The organism is Roseateles sp. Mitsp63 (assembly GCF_059491535.1).
Genome location: NZ_CP168509.1, coordinates 4421665 through 4436981, shown reverse-complemented (window position 1 = coordinate 4436981; position 15317 = coordinate 4421665). Strand labels below are relative to the sequence as shown.

The 15317-nt window shown below is 68.2% G+C and carries 16 protein-coding genes; 12 read left to right on the top strand and 4 right to left on the bottom strand.

From position 1 onward, the window contains the following. The first annotated feature begins 21 nt into the window (after positions 1 to 21). The 6 genes from ACEN96_RS19190 to ACEN96_RS19165 all read left to right on the top strand — a co-directional run bounded on the left by ACEN96_RS19190 (position 22) and on the right by ACEN96_RS19165 (position 4428). The gene (locus ACEN96_RS19190) at positions 22 to 465 is read left to right on the top strand and encodes an acyl-CoA thioesterase (RefSeq protein ID WP_495584670.1); all 444 of its coding nucleotides are present in this window, start codon (positions 22 to 24) and stop codon (positions 463 to 465) included. Between the two features lie 12 nt (positions 466 to 477). Then, complete coding sequence (locus ACEN96_RS19185; protein WP_495584669.1) at positions 478 to 912, top strand: RidA family protein; 435 nt, start codon at positions 478 to 480, stop codon at positions 910 to 912. Between the two features lie 68 nt (positions 913 to 980). Further along, complete coding sequence (locus ACEN96_RS19180) at positions 981 to 2174, top strand: acyl-CoA dehydrogenase (protein ID WP_495584668.1); 1194 nt, start codon at positions 981 to 983, stop codon at positions 2172 to 2174. A gap of 79 nt (positions 2175 to 2253) precedes the next feature. Beyond that, complete coding sequence (locus ACEN96_RS19175; protein WP_495584667.1) at positions 2254 to 3117, top strand: type IV toxin-antitoxin system AbiEi family antitoxin domain-containing protein; 864 nt, start codon at positions 2254 to 2256, stop codon at positions 3115 to 3117. Positions 3118 to 3150: 33 nt separating this feature from the next. Continuing rightward, a complete protein-coding gene (locus tag ACEN96_RS19170) occupies positions 3151 to 3567 on the top strand; it encodes a nucleotidyl transferase AbiEii/AbiGii toxin family protein (protein WP_495584666.1) in 417 nt (138 codons plus the stop codon). 87 nt (positions 3568 to 3654) lie between these two features. After that, positions 3655 to 4428 carry a class II aldolase/adducin family protein gene (locus ACEN96_RS19165; protein WP_495584665.1) on the top strand — a complete coding sequence of 258 codons (774 nt, stop codon included), beginning with the start codon at positions 3655 to 3657 and terminating at the stop codon, positions 4426 to 4428. A 6-nt stretch (positions 4429 to 4434) separates the two neighbouring features. Here the strand turns inward: ACEN96_RS19165 and ACEN96_RS19160 are convergent, their stop codons facing one another. After that, positions 4435 to 4872, bottom strand: a complete 438-nt coding sequence (locus tag ACEN96_RS19160; RefSeq protein ID WP_495584664.1) for a CopD family protein — start codon at positions 4870 to 4872, stop codon at positions 4435 to 4437. Then, positions 4869 to 5189, bottom strand: a complete 321-nt coding sequence (locus ACEN96_RS19155) for a DUF3817 domain-containing protein (protein ID WP_495584663.1) — start codon at positions 5187 to 5189, stop codon at positions 4869 to 4871. Before ACEN96_RS19155 ends, ACEN96_RS19160 begins: the two co-directional genes overlap by 4 nt. 150 nt (positions 5190 to 5339) lie before the next feature. On the opposite strand from ACEN96_RS19155, the gene ACEN96_RS19150 reads away from it, so the two are divergent. Then, on the top strand, positions 5340 to 6311 hold the full coding sequence (locus ACEN96_RS19150; protein ID WP_495584662.1) for a GlxA family transcriptional regulator: 972 nt from the start codon (positions 5340 to 5342) through the stop codon (positions 6309 to 6311). Positions 6312 to 6375: 64 nt separating this feature from the next. Here ACEN96_RS19150 and ACEN96_RS19145 read toward each other — a convergent pair whose 3' ends face one another. Further along, entirely contained in the window at positions 6376 to 7725 is a 1350-nt protein-coding gene (locus ACEN96_RS19145) for a heavy metal sensor histidine kinase (protein ID WP_495584661.1), read from the bottom strand. Between the two features lie 56 nt (positions 7726 to 7781). Then, positions 7782 to 8462, bottom strand: a complete 681-nt coding sequence (locus ACEN96_RS19140) for a heavy metal response regulator transcription factor (RefSeq protein WP_495584660.1) — start codon at positions 8460 to 8462, stop codon at positions 7782 to 7784. 141 nt (positions 8463 to 8603) lie between these two features. On the opposite strand from ACEN96_RS19140, the gene ACEN96_RS19135 reads away from it, so the two are divergent. From ACEN96_RS19135 to ACEN96_RS19115, 5 genes are all read left to right on the top strand, one after another. After that, positions 8604 to 9131 (top strand): cupredoxin domain-containing protein, encoded by a 528-nt coding sequence (locus ACEN96_RS19135; RefSeq protein ID WP_495584659.1) that lies wholly within the window; start codon positions 8604 to 8606, stop codon positions 9129 to 9131. Positions 9132 to 9195: 64 nt separating this feature from the next. Next, positions 9196 to 9579 (top strand): hypothetical protein, encoded by a 384-nt coding sequence (locus tag ACEN96_RS19130; protein WP_495584658.1) that lies wholly within the window; start codon positions 9196 to 9198, stop codon positions 9577 to 9579. Positions 9580 to 9656: 77 nt separating this feature from the next. Next, entirely contained in the window at positions 9657 to 10889 is a 1233-nt protein-coding gene (locus ACEN96_RS19125; RefSeq protein ID WP_495584657.1) for a TolC family protein, read from the top strand. Next, complete coding sequence (locus tag ACEN96_RS19120) at positions 10886 to 12160, top strand: efflux RND transporter periplasmic adaptor subunit (RefSeq protein ID WP_495584656.1); 1275 nt, start codon at positions 10886 to 10888, stop codon at positions 12158 to 12160. Before ACEN96_RS19125 ends, ACEN96_RS19120 begins: the two co-directional genes overlap by 4 nt. Then, the gene (locus tag ACEN96_RS19115) at positions 12157 to 15306 is read left to right on the top strand and encodes an efflux RND transporter permease subunit (protein ID WP_495584655.1); all 3150 of its coding nucleotides are present in this window, start codon (positions 12157 to 12159) and stop codon (positions 15304 to 15306) included. Before ACEN96_RS19120 ends, ACEN96_RS19115 begins: the two co-directional genes overlap by 4 nt. Positions 15307 to 15317: the final 11 nt, after the last annotated feature.

The window sequence follows — 15317 nt, the reverse complement described above, 5'->3', positions numbered from 1 at the left end:
ACCATCGAGGAGCACGACCCCATGAGCGCCATCTTCGAGCGCGAGCTGCTGATCCGCTTCGGGCACTGCGACCCGGCGGGCATCGTCTTCTTTCCGCGCTACTACGAGCTGCTGAACGCCTTCGTCGAGGACTGGTTCAACGACGGGCTGGGCGTGCCGTACGCCGAGCTGCTGGGCCCGCGCCGCGTCGGGCTGCCGACGGTGCAGCTGCAGACCAGCTTCGAGCGCATCAGCCGGCAGGGCGACCGGCTCATGCAGCGGCTCTGGATCGAGCGCGTGGGGCGCAGCTCGCTGACGCTGCGCATCAGCTTCGACGGCGCCGATGGCCCGCGCGTGAGCTTCGGCCAGGTGCTGGTGTGCACCTCGCTGGACACGCACCAGTCGCAGCCCTTTCCCGAGGACGTCCGCGCCGCGCTGGTGCGGGCGGTCCAGCAACAGCAATCCCATCAATCGTCATCGCAGTAGAGGAGTCCGACGATGAGCAAAGAGAACGACACGGCGAGCGCCGGCAGGCGCCTGCTGCAGCCGCAAGGCTGGATGGCGCCGCGCGGCTACGCGAACGGCGTCGCCGCGGCCGGCACGCAGGTGTTCGTGGCCGGGCAGATCGGCTGGAACGGCCAGTGCCAGTTCGAGAGCGACGACTTCGTCGATCAATGTCGCCAGGCCTTGACCAACATCAAGGCGGTGCTGGCCGAGGCCGGGGCCGAGCCGAGGCACATTGCGCGGATGACCTGGTACCTGCTCGACAAGCGCGAGTACGTCGCCCGAGGCCGCGAGGTGGGGCAGGCGTACCGCGAGGTGCTGGGCAGCGAGTACGGGATCGCGATGACCGCCGTGCAGGTGGCGGGGCTGATCGAGGACCGTGCGAAGGTTGAAATCGAGGTGACGGCGGTGGTGCCGGCGCGGGACTAGGATCGGTCCCAGCCTGCGCCGCGTCCCCCGGAGACGCCGTCACATCAAACAGGAACGGAAGAGACATCATGAGCCAAGCATCGAAGGCCTCGAAGGCCGCATTCCACTGGGACGACCCGCTGCTGCTGGAACAGCAGCTGACGGGCGACGAGCGCGCGGTGCGCGACGCGGCGCGGGCCTACTGCCAGGACCGGCTGGCGCCGCGGGTGCTGGAGGCCTTCCGGCATGAGAAGACCGACGCGGCGATCTTCCGCGAGATGGGCGAGCTGGGCCTGCTGGGCCCGACGATCCCGGAGGAGTACGGCGGGGCCGGCCTGAACTACGTCTGCTACGGCCTGATCGCGCGCGAGGTCGAGCGCGTGGACAGCGGCTACCGCTCGATGATGAGCGTGCAGAGCTCGCTGGTGATGGTGCCGATCAACGAGTTCGGCAACGAGGCGACCAAGCGCAAGTACCTGCCCAAGCTGGCCAGCGGCGAATGGATCGGCTGCTTCGGCCTGACCGAGCCGAACCATGGTTCGGATCCGGGCTCGATGGTGACGCGGGCGCGCAAGGTGGACGGCGGCTACTCGCTGAGCGGCAGCAAGATGTGGATCACCAACAGCCCGATCGCGGACGTGTTCGTCGTCTGGGCGAAGGACGATGGCGGCCAGATCCGCGGTTTCGTGCTGGAGAAGGGCTGGAAGGGCCTGAGCGCGCCGGCGATCCACGGCAAGGTGGGCCTGCGCGCGTCGATCACCGGCGAGATCGTGATGGACGAGGTCTTCTGTCCCGAGGAGAACGCCTTCCCCGACGTGCGCGGGCTGAAGGGGCCGTTCACGTGCCTGAACAGCGCGCGTTACGGCATCGCGTGGGGCGCGCTGGGCGCGGCGGAGTTCTGCTGGCACACCGCGCGGCAGTACACGATGGACCGCAAGCAATTCGGCAAGCCGCTGGCGGCGAACCAGCTGGTGCAGAAGAAGCTGGCGGACATGCAGACCGAGATCACGCTGGGCCTGCAAGGCTGCCTGCGGCTGGGCCGGATGAAGGACGAGGGCACGGCGGCGGTGGAGATCACGTCGATCATGAAGCGCAACAGCTGCGGCAAGTCGCTGGACATCGCGCGCGCGGCGCGGGACATGCTGGGCGGCAACGGCATCAGCGACGAGTTCGGGATCGCGCGACACCTGGTCAACCTGGAGGTGGTCAACACCTACGAGGGCACGCATGACATCCACGCGCTGATCCTCGGACGCGCGCAGACGGGAATCGCGGCGTTTTGAACGCGGTCGTCTCCGGACCAGAACGAAGGGCGCCGAGGGCGCCCTTCGTCGTTTCAGTCCCAGGGGGATCCCAACTCATATGCAGAAAGTTGCAAAAATGCAGCTTTCTGAATATGGTTTGGGAATGAATCCGCTCGACCGCTTCATCGACGACGCGCTTCAGTCCGGACGTGCGACGTCTGCCCGAGCCGAGGTCGAGGGCCGTCTGGGATTGACTGACTCCGGACTGAAGGCGGCGCTGTTGCGCCTCGGCCGGCGCCGCCGCATCGTCAGTCCCTACAAGGGCTTCTACATCGTCCTTCGTCCTGAAGACAGGACGCGAGGGGCGCCGGATCCCGAACGGTGGATCGACCCGTTCATGCGCCACCTCGGACTGGACTATCGTGTCTCCCTGCTGCGCGCGGCAGCGCTTCATGGCGCGTCGCATCAGGCGGCCATGGTCTTCCAGGTGATCGTGCCCCGGCAACTGCGCAGTTTCGAGATCGGTCGAAGCAGGATCCAATTCCTGACCCAGGGCGCCGAAGACTTTCAGGCGGTCAATCAAGCTGAATTTCTGACAAGTATCAAGACGTCCTCTGGCTTTGCCAAAGCGGCCGGCGTCGAATTGACGCTCCTCGATGCGGCACGCTATTCAGGCAAGGCGGGCGGCATCAACGGTGTCGCGCAACTGGCGATGACGCTCGGCGACAAGGCCGCTTCGCGGCGCTTGTCGACGCTCGCCGCGCATTACGAGACGCCGTGTGTGCGAAGACTCGGCTTTCTTCTCGAGCACTTCCATCACGACAGGCAGGCCAGGGCATTGGAGCGTTTCGCCGTTGCGGCGAAGACGACGGTGCTGCTGGATCCGGCGGCCAAGCCGGTGATTGCTTCGTTGGCGGAGGACTTCGAGAGGGACGCCAAATGGAAGCTCCTCCTGAATCAGGAGGTGGAGGTCGACCTTTGATTCCGAATCCTCATATCCAGGCATGGATCGCGCGTGCGCCGTGGACCGACTCCCGGCAGACTGAACAGGATTCGAGCACTGCTGCAGCGCCGAAAGAATCGAGATCTGTTCGACCTCCACCACGGCCTTGAACTGCTCGGTCTCGACGCTGAAAGGGTCCTGGCCGCTTTCCATCACTACATCGGTCTGGAAGGCGTCGAGATCACGCGGGCACACGCGGAGGAGCGGATGCTCAGGAAGCTGACCGCCAGCCTCACGGACGACATCGCGCCATTGCTGGCCGCAGGCATCTCTTTCGAGGAGTCAGATGCGCTCATCGCCTTCGAGAACGTCTGGCGCCAACTGATCCAGCGTCTGCCCGGTGACGGATGGAAGCTGACCTCCAAGGTGCTCGACGAACTGCGGGAGAAGAAATTCCCCGGCCTTCTATCGCCGACGGCCCTGTCCTGAACGCGACAGCCACTCCCGCGCTGCGGGAGGACGATCCGCCGCGGACCGGGCCAGCGCGATGGCCCGGCGCGACCAGGAGACGCGTTCATGGACGACATCACCGCCCACATCCCTTCGCTCAAGGGCCAGGTCAGCGACGCCGAATGGCAGCTGCGCGTGGACCTCGCCGCCTGCTACCGGCTGGTGGCGCGCTATGGCTGGAGCGACCTGATCTTCACGCACATCAGCGCGCGCCTGCCCGGCGGCGCGCACGAGTTCCTGATCAACCCCTACGGCCTGATGTTCGACGAGATCACGGCCTCCAGCCTGATCAAGGTCGACGCGCAGGGCAACAAGCTGCAGGACACGCCGTTCCCGGTGAACCAGGCCGGCTTCATCATCCATTCGGCGATCCACGCGGCGCGACCCGATGTCGGCTGCGTGCTGCACACGCATACGCGGGCCGGGGTCGCGGTGTCGGCGCAGCAGGGCGGGGTGCTGCCGATCTCGCAGCAATCGACCTTCGTGCTGGCCTCGCTGGCGTATCACGACTACGAGGGCGTCGCGATCCGTCCCGACGAGCAGCCGCGGCTCCAGCAGGATCTGGGCGACAAGATCTTCTACTGCCTGCGCAACCACGGCCTGCTGACCGTCGGGCGGACCATCGGCGATGCCTTCCTGTCGATGTACACCTTCGAGAGCGCTTGCCAGATCCAGATCGCCGCGCAGGCCGGCGGCGTGCCGCTGACGCCGGTCGACGACGCGATCATCCGCGGCACCGCCGAGTCGATGCGCGTGCAGACGGGCGGCCTGGGCGGCGCCTTCGTGTGGCCGACGCTGCTGAGGCAGGCGCGCCGGCAGTGCGCGGGTTTCGACGTCTGAGCGGCCTCAGGGCTTGACCACGGCGAGCCACGCGATCGCCGCCAGCCCCGCGATCGACGCGGGCGCCGCGAATCGCAGCCAGCCTGGCCCGCGTCCGTCCGCTGCCGCCGCCGATTCGAGGCGTCGCCGCAGCGTCGCCGACAGCGCACCGTGCAGTCCCGAGAGCAGCACGACGATCGGCAGCTTCGCGGTCAACCACGGCGCGCCGAACCAGCCGCCCCAGCTCGCCAGTCCGATGCCCAGCGCCCACGCGGCGAGCATGGCCGGTGTCGTCACGCGCCGGTCCCATCGCTGCACCGCGAGGCCGAGGCGCCGTTCATGCGGGAGCAGCACCGCCTCCGGCGCGGGACGCAGCGCGGCGGTGACCACGGCGAGCAGCACCAGGCCGCCGACCCATGCCAGCACCGAGGCGAGGTGCAGTGCCTTGATCCACAGGGAGCTCACCGGGCCGATCCCCGGCGGAGCGCGGCCCAGCTGTAGAGGCCGCCGAAGGGCACGAGCGCGGCGATCAGCAATCGCCAGGCCGCGCTGGCGTCGATGTCCTTCGCCGCCGCGGACTGCGCGAGGCGCCAGCAGAAGCTCAGGAAGGCCAGTCCATGGACGGGGCCCATCACGGACACACCGAGTGGCTGGCTCGCGAGGTGCTTCAACGGCACCGCGACCAGCACCAGCGCAAGCAGCGTGAACGCCTCGATCAGGCAGAACACCCGGAGCGTCGAATTCCGGTCGCGATCGCGGATGGGTGTGGGGGAAGAGGGCATCAAGCAAGGCTCCGGCGTTGTGGCGGAGTGGATTCTTGCGGCCGGGCTCGCAGTCTGAAAGTGTCTGAATAGCCAATATTCGACTGTTTTCAGTCAGACGCGACGAGAATGCGCGGTGTTGGGCGACCGCCGGCTTCCGCTTCTGCTTCGATGAACGCCTCCCGATCCCTTCCCGCCGCTGCGCATCAGGTCGCCGTCCTGGTGCTGCCCGGCGTCATCCCTTTCGATCTCGCGCTCGCCTGCGAGGTCTTCGGCAGGGCGGTGCTCGACGATGGCCGCAAGGCCTATGCGGTCACGGTCTGCGGTGAGCAGGCGCAGGTCGACGCCGGTGTCTTCACGCTTGGCCTGCGCCGGCGGCTGTCGGCCCTGGCGCGCGCCGACACCATCGTGGTTCCCGGCACCGAGACGCCGCTGATGCCGATCAGCCCCGCGGTGCGGCGGGCGCTGCGGGCGGCGCATGCGCGCGGCGCGCGGGTGGCGTCGATCTGCTCAGGCGCCTTCGTGCTGGCTCAGGCCGGCCTGCTCGATGGCCGGCGCGCCACGACGCACTGGGCGGCGGCGGCGTTGATGGCTCAGCGGCATCCCGAGGTCGAGGTCGATCCGTCGGTGCTGTTCGTCGACCTGGGCCGCATCCTCACCTCGGCCGGCGCGGCGGCGGGCATCGACCTGTGCCTGCACATGGTCCGGGAGGACCACGGCGCCGCGGTGGCGGCGCGTGTCGCGCGGCTGTCGGTCGTGCCCTTGCAGCGCGAGGGCGGCCAGGCCCAGTTCATCCAGCCGGCGGACCTGCCCGCCGATCGCGGTCTCCAGCCGGTGATCGACTGGGCGCTGCGGCACCTGCATCGGCCGATCTCGATGGAGGACCTCGCGCGCGAGGGCTGCGTCAGCGCGCGCACCTTGCATCGCCGCTTCGTGCAGCAATTCGGCGTCGCGCCGGTGCGCTGGCTGATCGAGGCCCGCGTGCGCCGCGCGCAGGAGCTGCTGGAGACGGGGTCGCTGGGCATCGAGCAGATCGTCGAGGCGGTGGGCCTGGGCTCGGCGGCCAACTTCCGGGCACAGTTCCATCGCATCGCGGGCGTCAGTCCCAGCGAATACCGGAAGAGCTTCGGAGCGCGCGGGTGAGGGCGGTCGTCTCCCACCTTTTCTGAGGAGGCGGACCGGGCTCGCCCAGCGCATCGTGGGTGAATCAAGCCGCCGGAGAGGAGGGCCACTCGAGACCAACGGCTGTCCAGCCATGCTGTGAACTTGCGAATACTCGTCCGCCGTGCATGACGGCGACGGCTCGGACAATGGCCAGGCCAAGGCCGTGATGGCTGCTCGACTTCTCCCGCGCGGGGTCGCCTCGGACAAATCGGTCAAAGAGCCGGGGCAGGAGCTCCGGCCGGATCGCCGGCCCGGTGTTTCTGACGCAAACGCGCACCAGCCGCGACTCCAGCGCCGCCAACTCGATGACGATGGATCCGCCGCGTGGCGTGTATCGCGCGGCGTTACCCACCAGGTTGACGAGCGCCCGGCGCACCAGTCCGGCATTGCCCGCGGCTTGCGCGTCGCCGTCTATGCGCAGCCGCACGCCTTGTTCCTCGAGCATCGGCTCGAAGTAGTCGGCAATGTGCTGCGCCTGCGCTCTCAGGTCCAGCGGAACCAAATGGTCGGCGAGCTGCCCCTGGTCCGCCTTGGCCAGGAACAGCATGTCGTTGACGAGGGTGGAGAGCTCGCGCAGCACCTCCAGGTTTGTCCCCACGACTTCCCTCAGCTCGGCCGCGGGCCGCTCTCGAATCAGCGCTACTTCCGCGCTGCTGATCAGCGTGGCCAGCGGCGTGCGCAGTTCATGAGCCACGTCGGCGCTGAACCCTTCGAGTTGACCGTACGCCGCCTCCACGCGGCTCAAAGCGCTGTTGAAGGCCTGGACCAGCTCCTGCAGCTCCGCGGTCTCGACCGGCGTCAGGCGCGACGAGAGCGATCCTGGATTGAGCGCCGTGGCTTCCTCGGACAGCTGTCGCACCGGGCGAAGCGATCGGCGCGCGATCCATCCTGAAATCGCCACGATGAGCGCGACGCCGACGCCGCACACGATCGCCAGCCGGGTGGCGTATCTGCGCAGCATCGCGTCCTGATCACGAGAGTCGATCGCGACGATGAGGTCCTGCTCGCCCAGGACCGGGTGGTTGCCGAGAGAGACCCGCCGAGCCTGCATCGCCAAGCCGTCCTCCCGTCGCACTTCCAGGCCGCCTGCTCGTGCTGCTGGAACGGGTGGCCGGCTGCCGCCGTAGAACACTCGGCCTTGTCGGTCCAGCAACCAGATGCGCATCTGCCCATGACCGATCAGCAGGTCATTGAGGTGATGCGTGAGTGCTGGCACGTCGGCGGGGCTTCGCACCTCTTTCAGCAGGTGCTCGACGACATCGATCTTCCCGTCGAGATCCTGCTCGCGGGCGCGTTCCAACTCCTGCCGCAGGCCGCTGTGCAGCAGCAGCGCGACCGCCACGAAGACGACGACGGCCAGCAGCGTCAACGCAAGCGTCAGGCGCTGCGCCATCGAGCGCGGAGCGCTCGGGGCGTGGCCGCGCAGACTCGGGTTCGAGCCAGTGGGCCTCACCCCCGATCCTCCAGCACATAGCCCATGCCACGGACCGTATGCAACAGCGGCCTGTCGAACCCCGCGTCCAGCTTGACGCGAAGCCGGCGTACCGCGACGTCGATCGCGTTCGTCTCGCTGTCGAAGTTCAGATCCCAGACCTGCTCGGCGAGTACCGTGCGCGAGAGCACCTCCCCGTGGCGCCGAAGCATGACCGTCAGCAGCGTGAACTCCTTGGGCGACAGGTCCAGCCGCCGACCCGCGCGGGTCACCTTGCGCCGCGCCAGGTCGACCTCCAGATCTCCCAATCGCAGCGAGGTCAACGGCTGGGACGAGTGGCTGGCGCCGCGACGCAGCAGCGCCTCGATGCGGGCCAGCAGTTCAGTGAAGGCGAACGGCTTGATCAGGTAGTCGTCCGCTCCTGCCTTGAGACCTTGTACCCGGTCTTCCACTTTGTCCCGTGCCGTGAGCATGAGCACCGGCGTGGACTTGTGTTCTCTCAGACGACGCAGCACCTCGAATCCGTCGATGCCCGGGAGCATCACGTCCAGCACGATCAGGTCGTACTGGCCTTCGATCGCCAGATGTGCCCCATCTATCCCGTCGCCGGCCACGTCGACCACGTAGCCGCTCTCGCCCAGGCCCTTTTTGACATAGCCGGCCAGCCGGGACTCGTCTTCGATCACCAAGATTCGCATGGGCGAAAGTGTGACGCAGGAAGTCCTTCGAGAGGAGGACGACCACATGACCGGTCTGTCATGTTCCCGTCCCCGTGCCGTGGGGACCGGACTTGTAGAGTTTCACCCCCAGGCAAACCGCCTTCTTTCAAGGAACCAGAGATGAAGGTCCAACACGCTCAACAAGCATTTGCCGCGGCACTCGTGGCACTTTTCGCCAGCGCCGCGTTCGCCTCCGGCAATCACGCTGGCGGTCATGCGCATGGCGACGAAGACGGTGCCATCGGCAAGCCTGGCAAGGCGGCCCAGGTCACGCGCACCGTCAATGTCGACATGACCGACAACATGCGCTTCACGCCCGCGAGCATTGATGTCAAGCAAGGCGAGACCATCCGCTTCAACGTCAGGAACTCCGGTCAGGTGAAGCATGAGTTTGTGCTCGGCACCGAGCAGGAACTCAAGGCGCACTACCAGGTCATGCTCAAGAACCCGGAGATGGAGCATGAGGACCCGCAGATGATCACGCTCGCTGGCGGCAAGCGTGGCGAGGTGATCTGGCAGTTCACCAAGGCCGGCAAGGTCGACTTCGCCTGCCTGCAGCCGGGCCACTATGACGCCGGCATGAAGGGCGCGGTCACCGTTGCCAAGTCCGGCGCGAAGGCCGATGGCCACGCCGGCCGCTCGCACTGAGCAACCCACGGGTTGACCCAAGGAGCTCCCATGAAGTCCATGGCGGCTACACTGCCGCCTCATCATGGTTCACCCCCTCACTCGCCGGCTGACCGTTGCGCTCTGCGCCGTGTTGGCGCTGCTGTTTTCACAGCTGGCCTTGGCGAGTTACGTGTGCCCGCAAGAGGCGGACGCGGCGGCGATGACGGCCATGATGGACGCGGGCATGCCGTGCGACGGCATGGACGAGCAGCAACCAGCGCTCTGTCATCAGCACGCTGCCGATCCGGGCAAGACCTTCGAGGCCGTGAAGTTGCCTGCGGCGTCCCTTCCGATGGTGCTGCAGGTCATCGAGCTGCCCGCCTTGCTGGAGGAAGAGGTCGCTCGCATGCTTCCAGTGGCTCAAGCCCCCGAGCTTCGACCACCGCCGGACCCGCTCTTCCTCTCCACCCTCAGACTCCGCGTCTGACCTGCTCCGTCGACTGACTGGCGCTGGTGCGGCACGTCCGCACATCAGCTGCGCTCCCGTTCGTCCTCGGAGTCTTCATGCCAACCATGTTCTTGCGCGCAGCCGCCCTGGCTGCCGCTGTTCTGCCCAGCCTCGCTTCGGCGCAGCCGCTTTCCTTCGACCAGGCCTTGAGCCTGGCCGTCCAACGCTCCGAGGCCGCTCGCGCGGGCCGCGCGGCCGCCACCAGCGCGAATGAGTCCGCTCGGGCCGCGGGCCAGCTTCCCGATCCCACGCTGCGCGCCGGGGTCGACAACCTTCCCGTGACCGGTGCCGACCGCTTCAGCACGACGCGGGACTCGATGACGATGAAGCGCGTCGGCCTCAGCCAGGAGTGGCTGTCGGCCGACAAGCGCGCCGCCCGGGAGGCGGCTGCGCGCGCGATGGCCGACCGCGAGGCGGTTCAGGGCGCCACGGCCGAGGCTGACGCCCGGCTTCAGGTGGCCCTGAGCTACGTGGATGCCTGGTATGCGGGCCAGGCGCTCCAGCTCACAACCCAGACGGAGCGCCATCTGCACGAAGAATTCGAGGCCGCCCGAGCTCGACTCGCCGCAGCCACGGGCGGCAGTCCTGAGGTCCTTCAGCTGGCGGCGGCGCGCGGCATGGCCGAGGACGAGAGCGACGAGGCTCGCCAGCAGCAGGCCGGCGCCGCGGTGATTCTCCAGCGATGGATCGGCTTCACGCCCGACGCGTTGAGCCCGCCCCCGGCGTTCGCCGTCCCGTCCGAAGACGACTTCGTCGCTCGGAGCCCGAGCATCACCGGCCTGCGGCGAGACGTGGAGGTGGCCAGACGAGCAGCTGCCGCGGCCGCGAAGGAACGCTCGCCAAACTGGACTTGGGAGGTCGCCTACGGTCAGCGCAGCGGATATTCGGACATGGTGTCCATCGGGGTCAGCATTCCGCTGCAGGTGGCGCCGTCACAGCGCCAGGACCGCGACATCGCGGCCAAGCTGGCGCTGGCCGAGAGGGCCGAAGCGGATCTGGCCGAGGCGACTCGCGCCGCGACAGCGGACTACCGCACGCTGGCCAGCGACGCCGTCCGGCTTCGGCAGCGCGTCGACCGCTACCGCGTCGCGGTGATCCTCCCGGCGCAGCAACGGACCGCCGCCGCCTTGGCGGCCTACCGCTCGAACCAGACGCCGCTGTCCGCGCTCTTCGAGGCCCGCCACGCGGAGGTGGACGCGCAGCGGCGCCTGCTCGCGCTTCAACGAGACCTCGCGCGCGCCCAGGCGCAACTGACCTTCAAGCCACTTGCACAGGGAGCAGCCCAATGACTCGCGCCGCATTCGTCACCTCCTTGGCCGTCGCCGGCGCCCTGCTGATGGGCGGTGGCTATGTGCTTGGCCGCTCCTCCGCCAGCTCGCGCACTGCCCCCGTGGCTGCGGCGCCTGACGCCAACGCCGCTTCCGCGAGCGAGCGCAAGGTCCTCTACTGGCACGACCCCATGGTCCCGGGTCCTCGCTTCGACAAGCCGGGCAAGTCCCCGTTCATGGACATGGAGCTCGTTCCCGTCTATGCGGACGAGGCAGGCGATGGCGGCGTGAAGGTCAGCCCGACCATCCAGCAGAACCTGGGAATCCGGACCGCCGCCGTGAAGCGAGCGGACATCGCTACCTCCTTCGATGCCGTGGGCACCGTCCAGTTCGATGAGCGGCTCAATGTCGCCGTGCAGACCCGAGTCGCCGGCTACGTGGAACGTCTGGCGGTGCGAGCGCCCATGGAGCGGGTCCGCAAGGGTCAAACGCTGGCGGTCGTCTTCGCGCCGGAGTGGCTGGCGCCGCAGAACGAGCTTCTGGCGCTCAAGCGAGCGGGCGTGAGCGCCGACCTGATCGCTGCCGCCAGGGACCGGATGCGCGCCATGTCCATTCCGGACGGATTGATTCAGCAAAGCGAGGAGACCGGCACCGCGCAGGCCCGCTTCACTCTCAGCGCGCCCGCCAGTGGCGTGGTCGCGGAGCTCGGCGTTCGAGAAGGCATGCAGGTGCAGCCCGGCACCACGCTCTTCCGCATCGCCGGCCTGGAGAAGGTCTGGGTCGTCGCGGAGGTGCCCGAGGCGCAGATCGCGCGGCTCGCGCGCGGTCAGCGGGTCAAGGCCGTCCTGCAAGCCGACCCGACCCACGCCTTCGATGGAGAACTGAAGGAGATCCTCCCTCAAGTCAGCGCGAACACGCGCACGCTGCAGGCGCGCTTCGAGGTCGACAACCAGGCGGGGACGCTGACCCCTGGGATGCTGCTGCGTCTGCAGGTCGCCGGCGCCCCGGCCTCGCGTTTGATCGTGCCGTCCGAGGCGGTCATCCGCACCGGGACTCGCGCGGTCGCCATCGTCCGAAACGGCACCGGCGGCTTCTCGCCTCGCGACATCCAGCTTGGCGCCGATCTGGGTGACCAGTTCGAGGTGTTGGCGGGCCTGCGAGAAGGTGACGAGGTGGTCGCCAGTGGGCAGTTCCTCATCGACTCGGAAGCCCGGCTCAAGTCCGTGCTCGGCGCCATGGCCTCCGCGCAGCCCGCGGCCCCGGCTGCTTCCGCCGCCGGAGGCGTCCAGTGATCGCCGCGCTCATTCGCTGGTCCATCGGCAACCGCTTCCTGGTGCTGATCGCCACGGCCTTCCTGGGGGGCGCGGCGCTCTTCGCGGTCCTGCACACCCCCGTCGACGCGCTGCCCGATGTCGGCGACACGCAGGTGGTCGTGCGGACAAGCTATCCAGGCAAGCCGCCACAGATGGTCGAGGACCTGGTGACCTATCCGCTGACCACGACCATGCTCAGCGTGCCGGGCGCCAAGACGGTTCGCGGCTACTCGTTCTTCGGCGACTCGTTCGTCTACATCCTGTTCGACGACAAGACCGACCCGTACTGGGCGCGGTCGCGCGTGGGCGAGTACCTCACCCAGGTCCAGAGCCGTCTGCCCACGGGAGCGACCGCCGCCTTGGGGCCGGATGCGACCGGCGTGGGCTGGGTCTATGAGTACGCGCTGGTCGACAGGACCGGGCACACCGACATCAGCCAGCTCCGCGCGCTGAACGACTGGTTCCTGAAGTTCGAGCTGAAGACCGTGCCGGATGTGGCGGAGGTGGCCAGCATCGGCGGCATGGTGCGCCAGTACCAGGTGGTGCTGGACCCGGATCGGATGCGCGGACTCGGCGTCACACAGGCCATGGTCGTCGACGCGCTGAAGAACGCCAACCAATCCTCGGGCGGGTCGGTGGTCGAGATGGCCGAGACCGAGTACATGGTGCGCTCGCGGGGATTCCTGAAGTCGCTGGACGACTTCCGGTCCATCCCGCTTGGCCTGTCGGGGTCGACCCCCGTGATGCTGCGGGACGTCGCCACGGTCCAGCTGGGGCCGGAGATGCGCCGCGGCGTGGCCGAACTGGACGGCGAGGGCGAGGTTGCCGGCGGTGTCGTCGTCATGCGCTCGGGCAAGAACGCGCGCACGACCATCGACGCCGTGAAGGCCAGGTTGGCGCTGCTCAAGCCCAGCCTGCCCAAGGGCGTGGAGGTCGTGGAGACCTACGACCGCTCCAAGCTCATCGACCGCGCCATCGACAACCTCAGGCTCAAGCTCACGGAGGAGTTCATCGCCGTCGCGCTGGTATGCGTGCTCTTCCTGTTCCACCTGCGTTCCGCGCTGGTGGCCGTGGCCGCGCTGCCGATCGCGGTCGGGGCCGCCTTCATCGTGATGCGATGGCAGGGACTCAACGCCAACATCCTGTCGCTCGCGGGCATCGCGCTGGCCCTGGGCGCCGCGCTGGATGGCGTCGTGGTGCTGCTGGAAGCCGTCCACCGGCATGTCGAAGCCTTCGAGCACGACCGGTCTCGCCCGCCGGCGACGCAGGAACGTTGGGCACTGGTCGCGGACGCTTGCACCGAAGTCGGTCCGGCGCTGTTCTTCTCGCTGCTGGTCATCACGCTGTCCTTCCTGCCGGTGTTCACGCTGGAGGCTCAGGAGGGGCGGCTGTTTGCTCCCCTGGCCTTCACCAAGACCTACACGATGGCGGCCGCCGCGGCTTTATCCGTCACCTTGGTGCCGGTGCTCATGGGCTGCCTGGTTCGGGGCCGCATTCCCAAGGAAGCCGCGAACCCGCTGAATCGCCTCTTGATGGCGGCCTACCGGCCCGCCCTCGAGACCGTGCTTCGCTTCCCGAAAGCGACCTTGGTCGTCGCGGGTGTCGTCCTCGCCCTGACCGCCTTTCCGCTGATGCGACTGGGGGGAGAGTTCATGCCCCCGCTGGACGAGGGCGACCTGCTCTACATGCCCTCGGCCCTGCCGGGCCTCCCGGTCTCCAAGGCGGCGGAGCTGCTTCAGCAGACGGACCGGCTCATCAAGACGGTGCCCGAGGTGGCGACGGTCTTCGGCAAGGCCGGCCGCGCGGACACCGCCACCGACCCGGCGCCGCTGGAGATGTTCGAGACCCTCATCCAGTTCAAGCCGCGTGAGCATTGGCGAGCCGGCATGACGCCGGCCACGCTGATCGAGGAGCTCGACCGCGTCGTCAAGGTGCCCGGTCTGTCCAACGTCTGGGTGCCGCCCATCCGCAACCGCATCGACATGCTGGCCACGGGCATCAAGTCGCCGGTGGGCATCAAGGTCGCGGGCGCGGACCTGCAGACCATTGACCGCCTGACCACCCGGATCGAGATCGCCGTCAAGCAGGTGCCGGGGGTCTCATCGGCGCTGGCGGAGCGGCTGACCGGCGGGCGCTACATCGACGTCGACGTCGACCGCGCCGCCGCCGCGCGCTTCGGCCTGTCGGTGGCGGACGTGCAGGCGGTGGTGTCCACGGCGGTGGGCGGCGAGAACGTCGGCGAGGTCATCAGCGGTCGCGAGCGCTTCCCGCTCAATGTCCGATATCCGCGTGAGATCCGGGACTCGCTGGAGCGGCTGCGGACCCTGCCGTTCGTGACCGGGAAGGGCGCCAGCCTGCTGCTGCAGGACGTCGCGCGCATCACCGTTGAAGACGGCCCGCCCATGCTGCGCAGCGAGAACGCGCGCCTGTCCGGATGGGTCTACGTGGACGTGCGTGGGCGCGACCTCGGTTCGGTCGTGCGCGACATGCAAGCGGTCGTGGCGAAGGAGGTCGCCATGCCTGCCGGGTACGCGCTCTCCTGGTCCGGTCAGTTCGAATACCTGGAGCGGGCGGCGCAGCGCATGAAGGTCGTCGTCCCCGCGACGCTGGCGGTCATCTTCGTGCTGCTCCATCTGCTGTTCCGGGACGCGACCAATGCCGCGCTGGTCATGGCTGCCGTGCCGTTCTCGCTGGTGGGCGGGTTCTGGTTGATCTGGCTGCTCGGGCATTCCGTGTCGGTCGCAACGGCCGTGGGATTCATCGCGCTCGCCGGCGTGGCGGCCGAGTTCGGCGTCGTCATGCTGGTGTACCTCGAGAACGCCTTGGCAAGACGTCTTGCCGCCGGCGAGGCGCAGACCCACGACACGCTGCTCGCCGCCATTCGTGAAGGCGCCGTGCTTCGGGTGCGGCCCAAGGCGATGACTGTCGCGATCGTGCTGGCCGGCGTCATCCCCATGCTCTGGGGACAGGGCACCGGGCACGAGGTCATGGCGCGAATCGCCGCGCCCATGGTCGGCGGCATGGTCACGGCCCCGCTGCTCAGCATGCTGGTGATTCCCGCGGCCTGGTACCTCGTTCATCGCCGGCGGCTCGCCAAACCGGCTTTCGGGAACTTTGGCGTTTGACGCGCGGATGA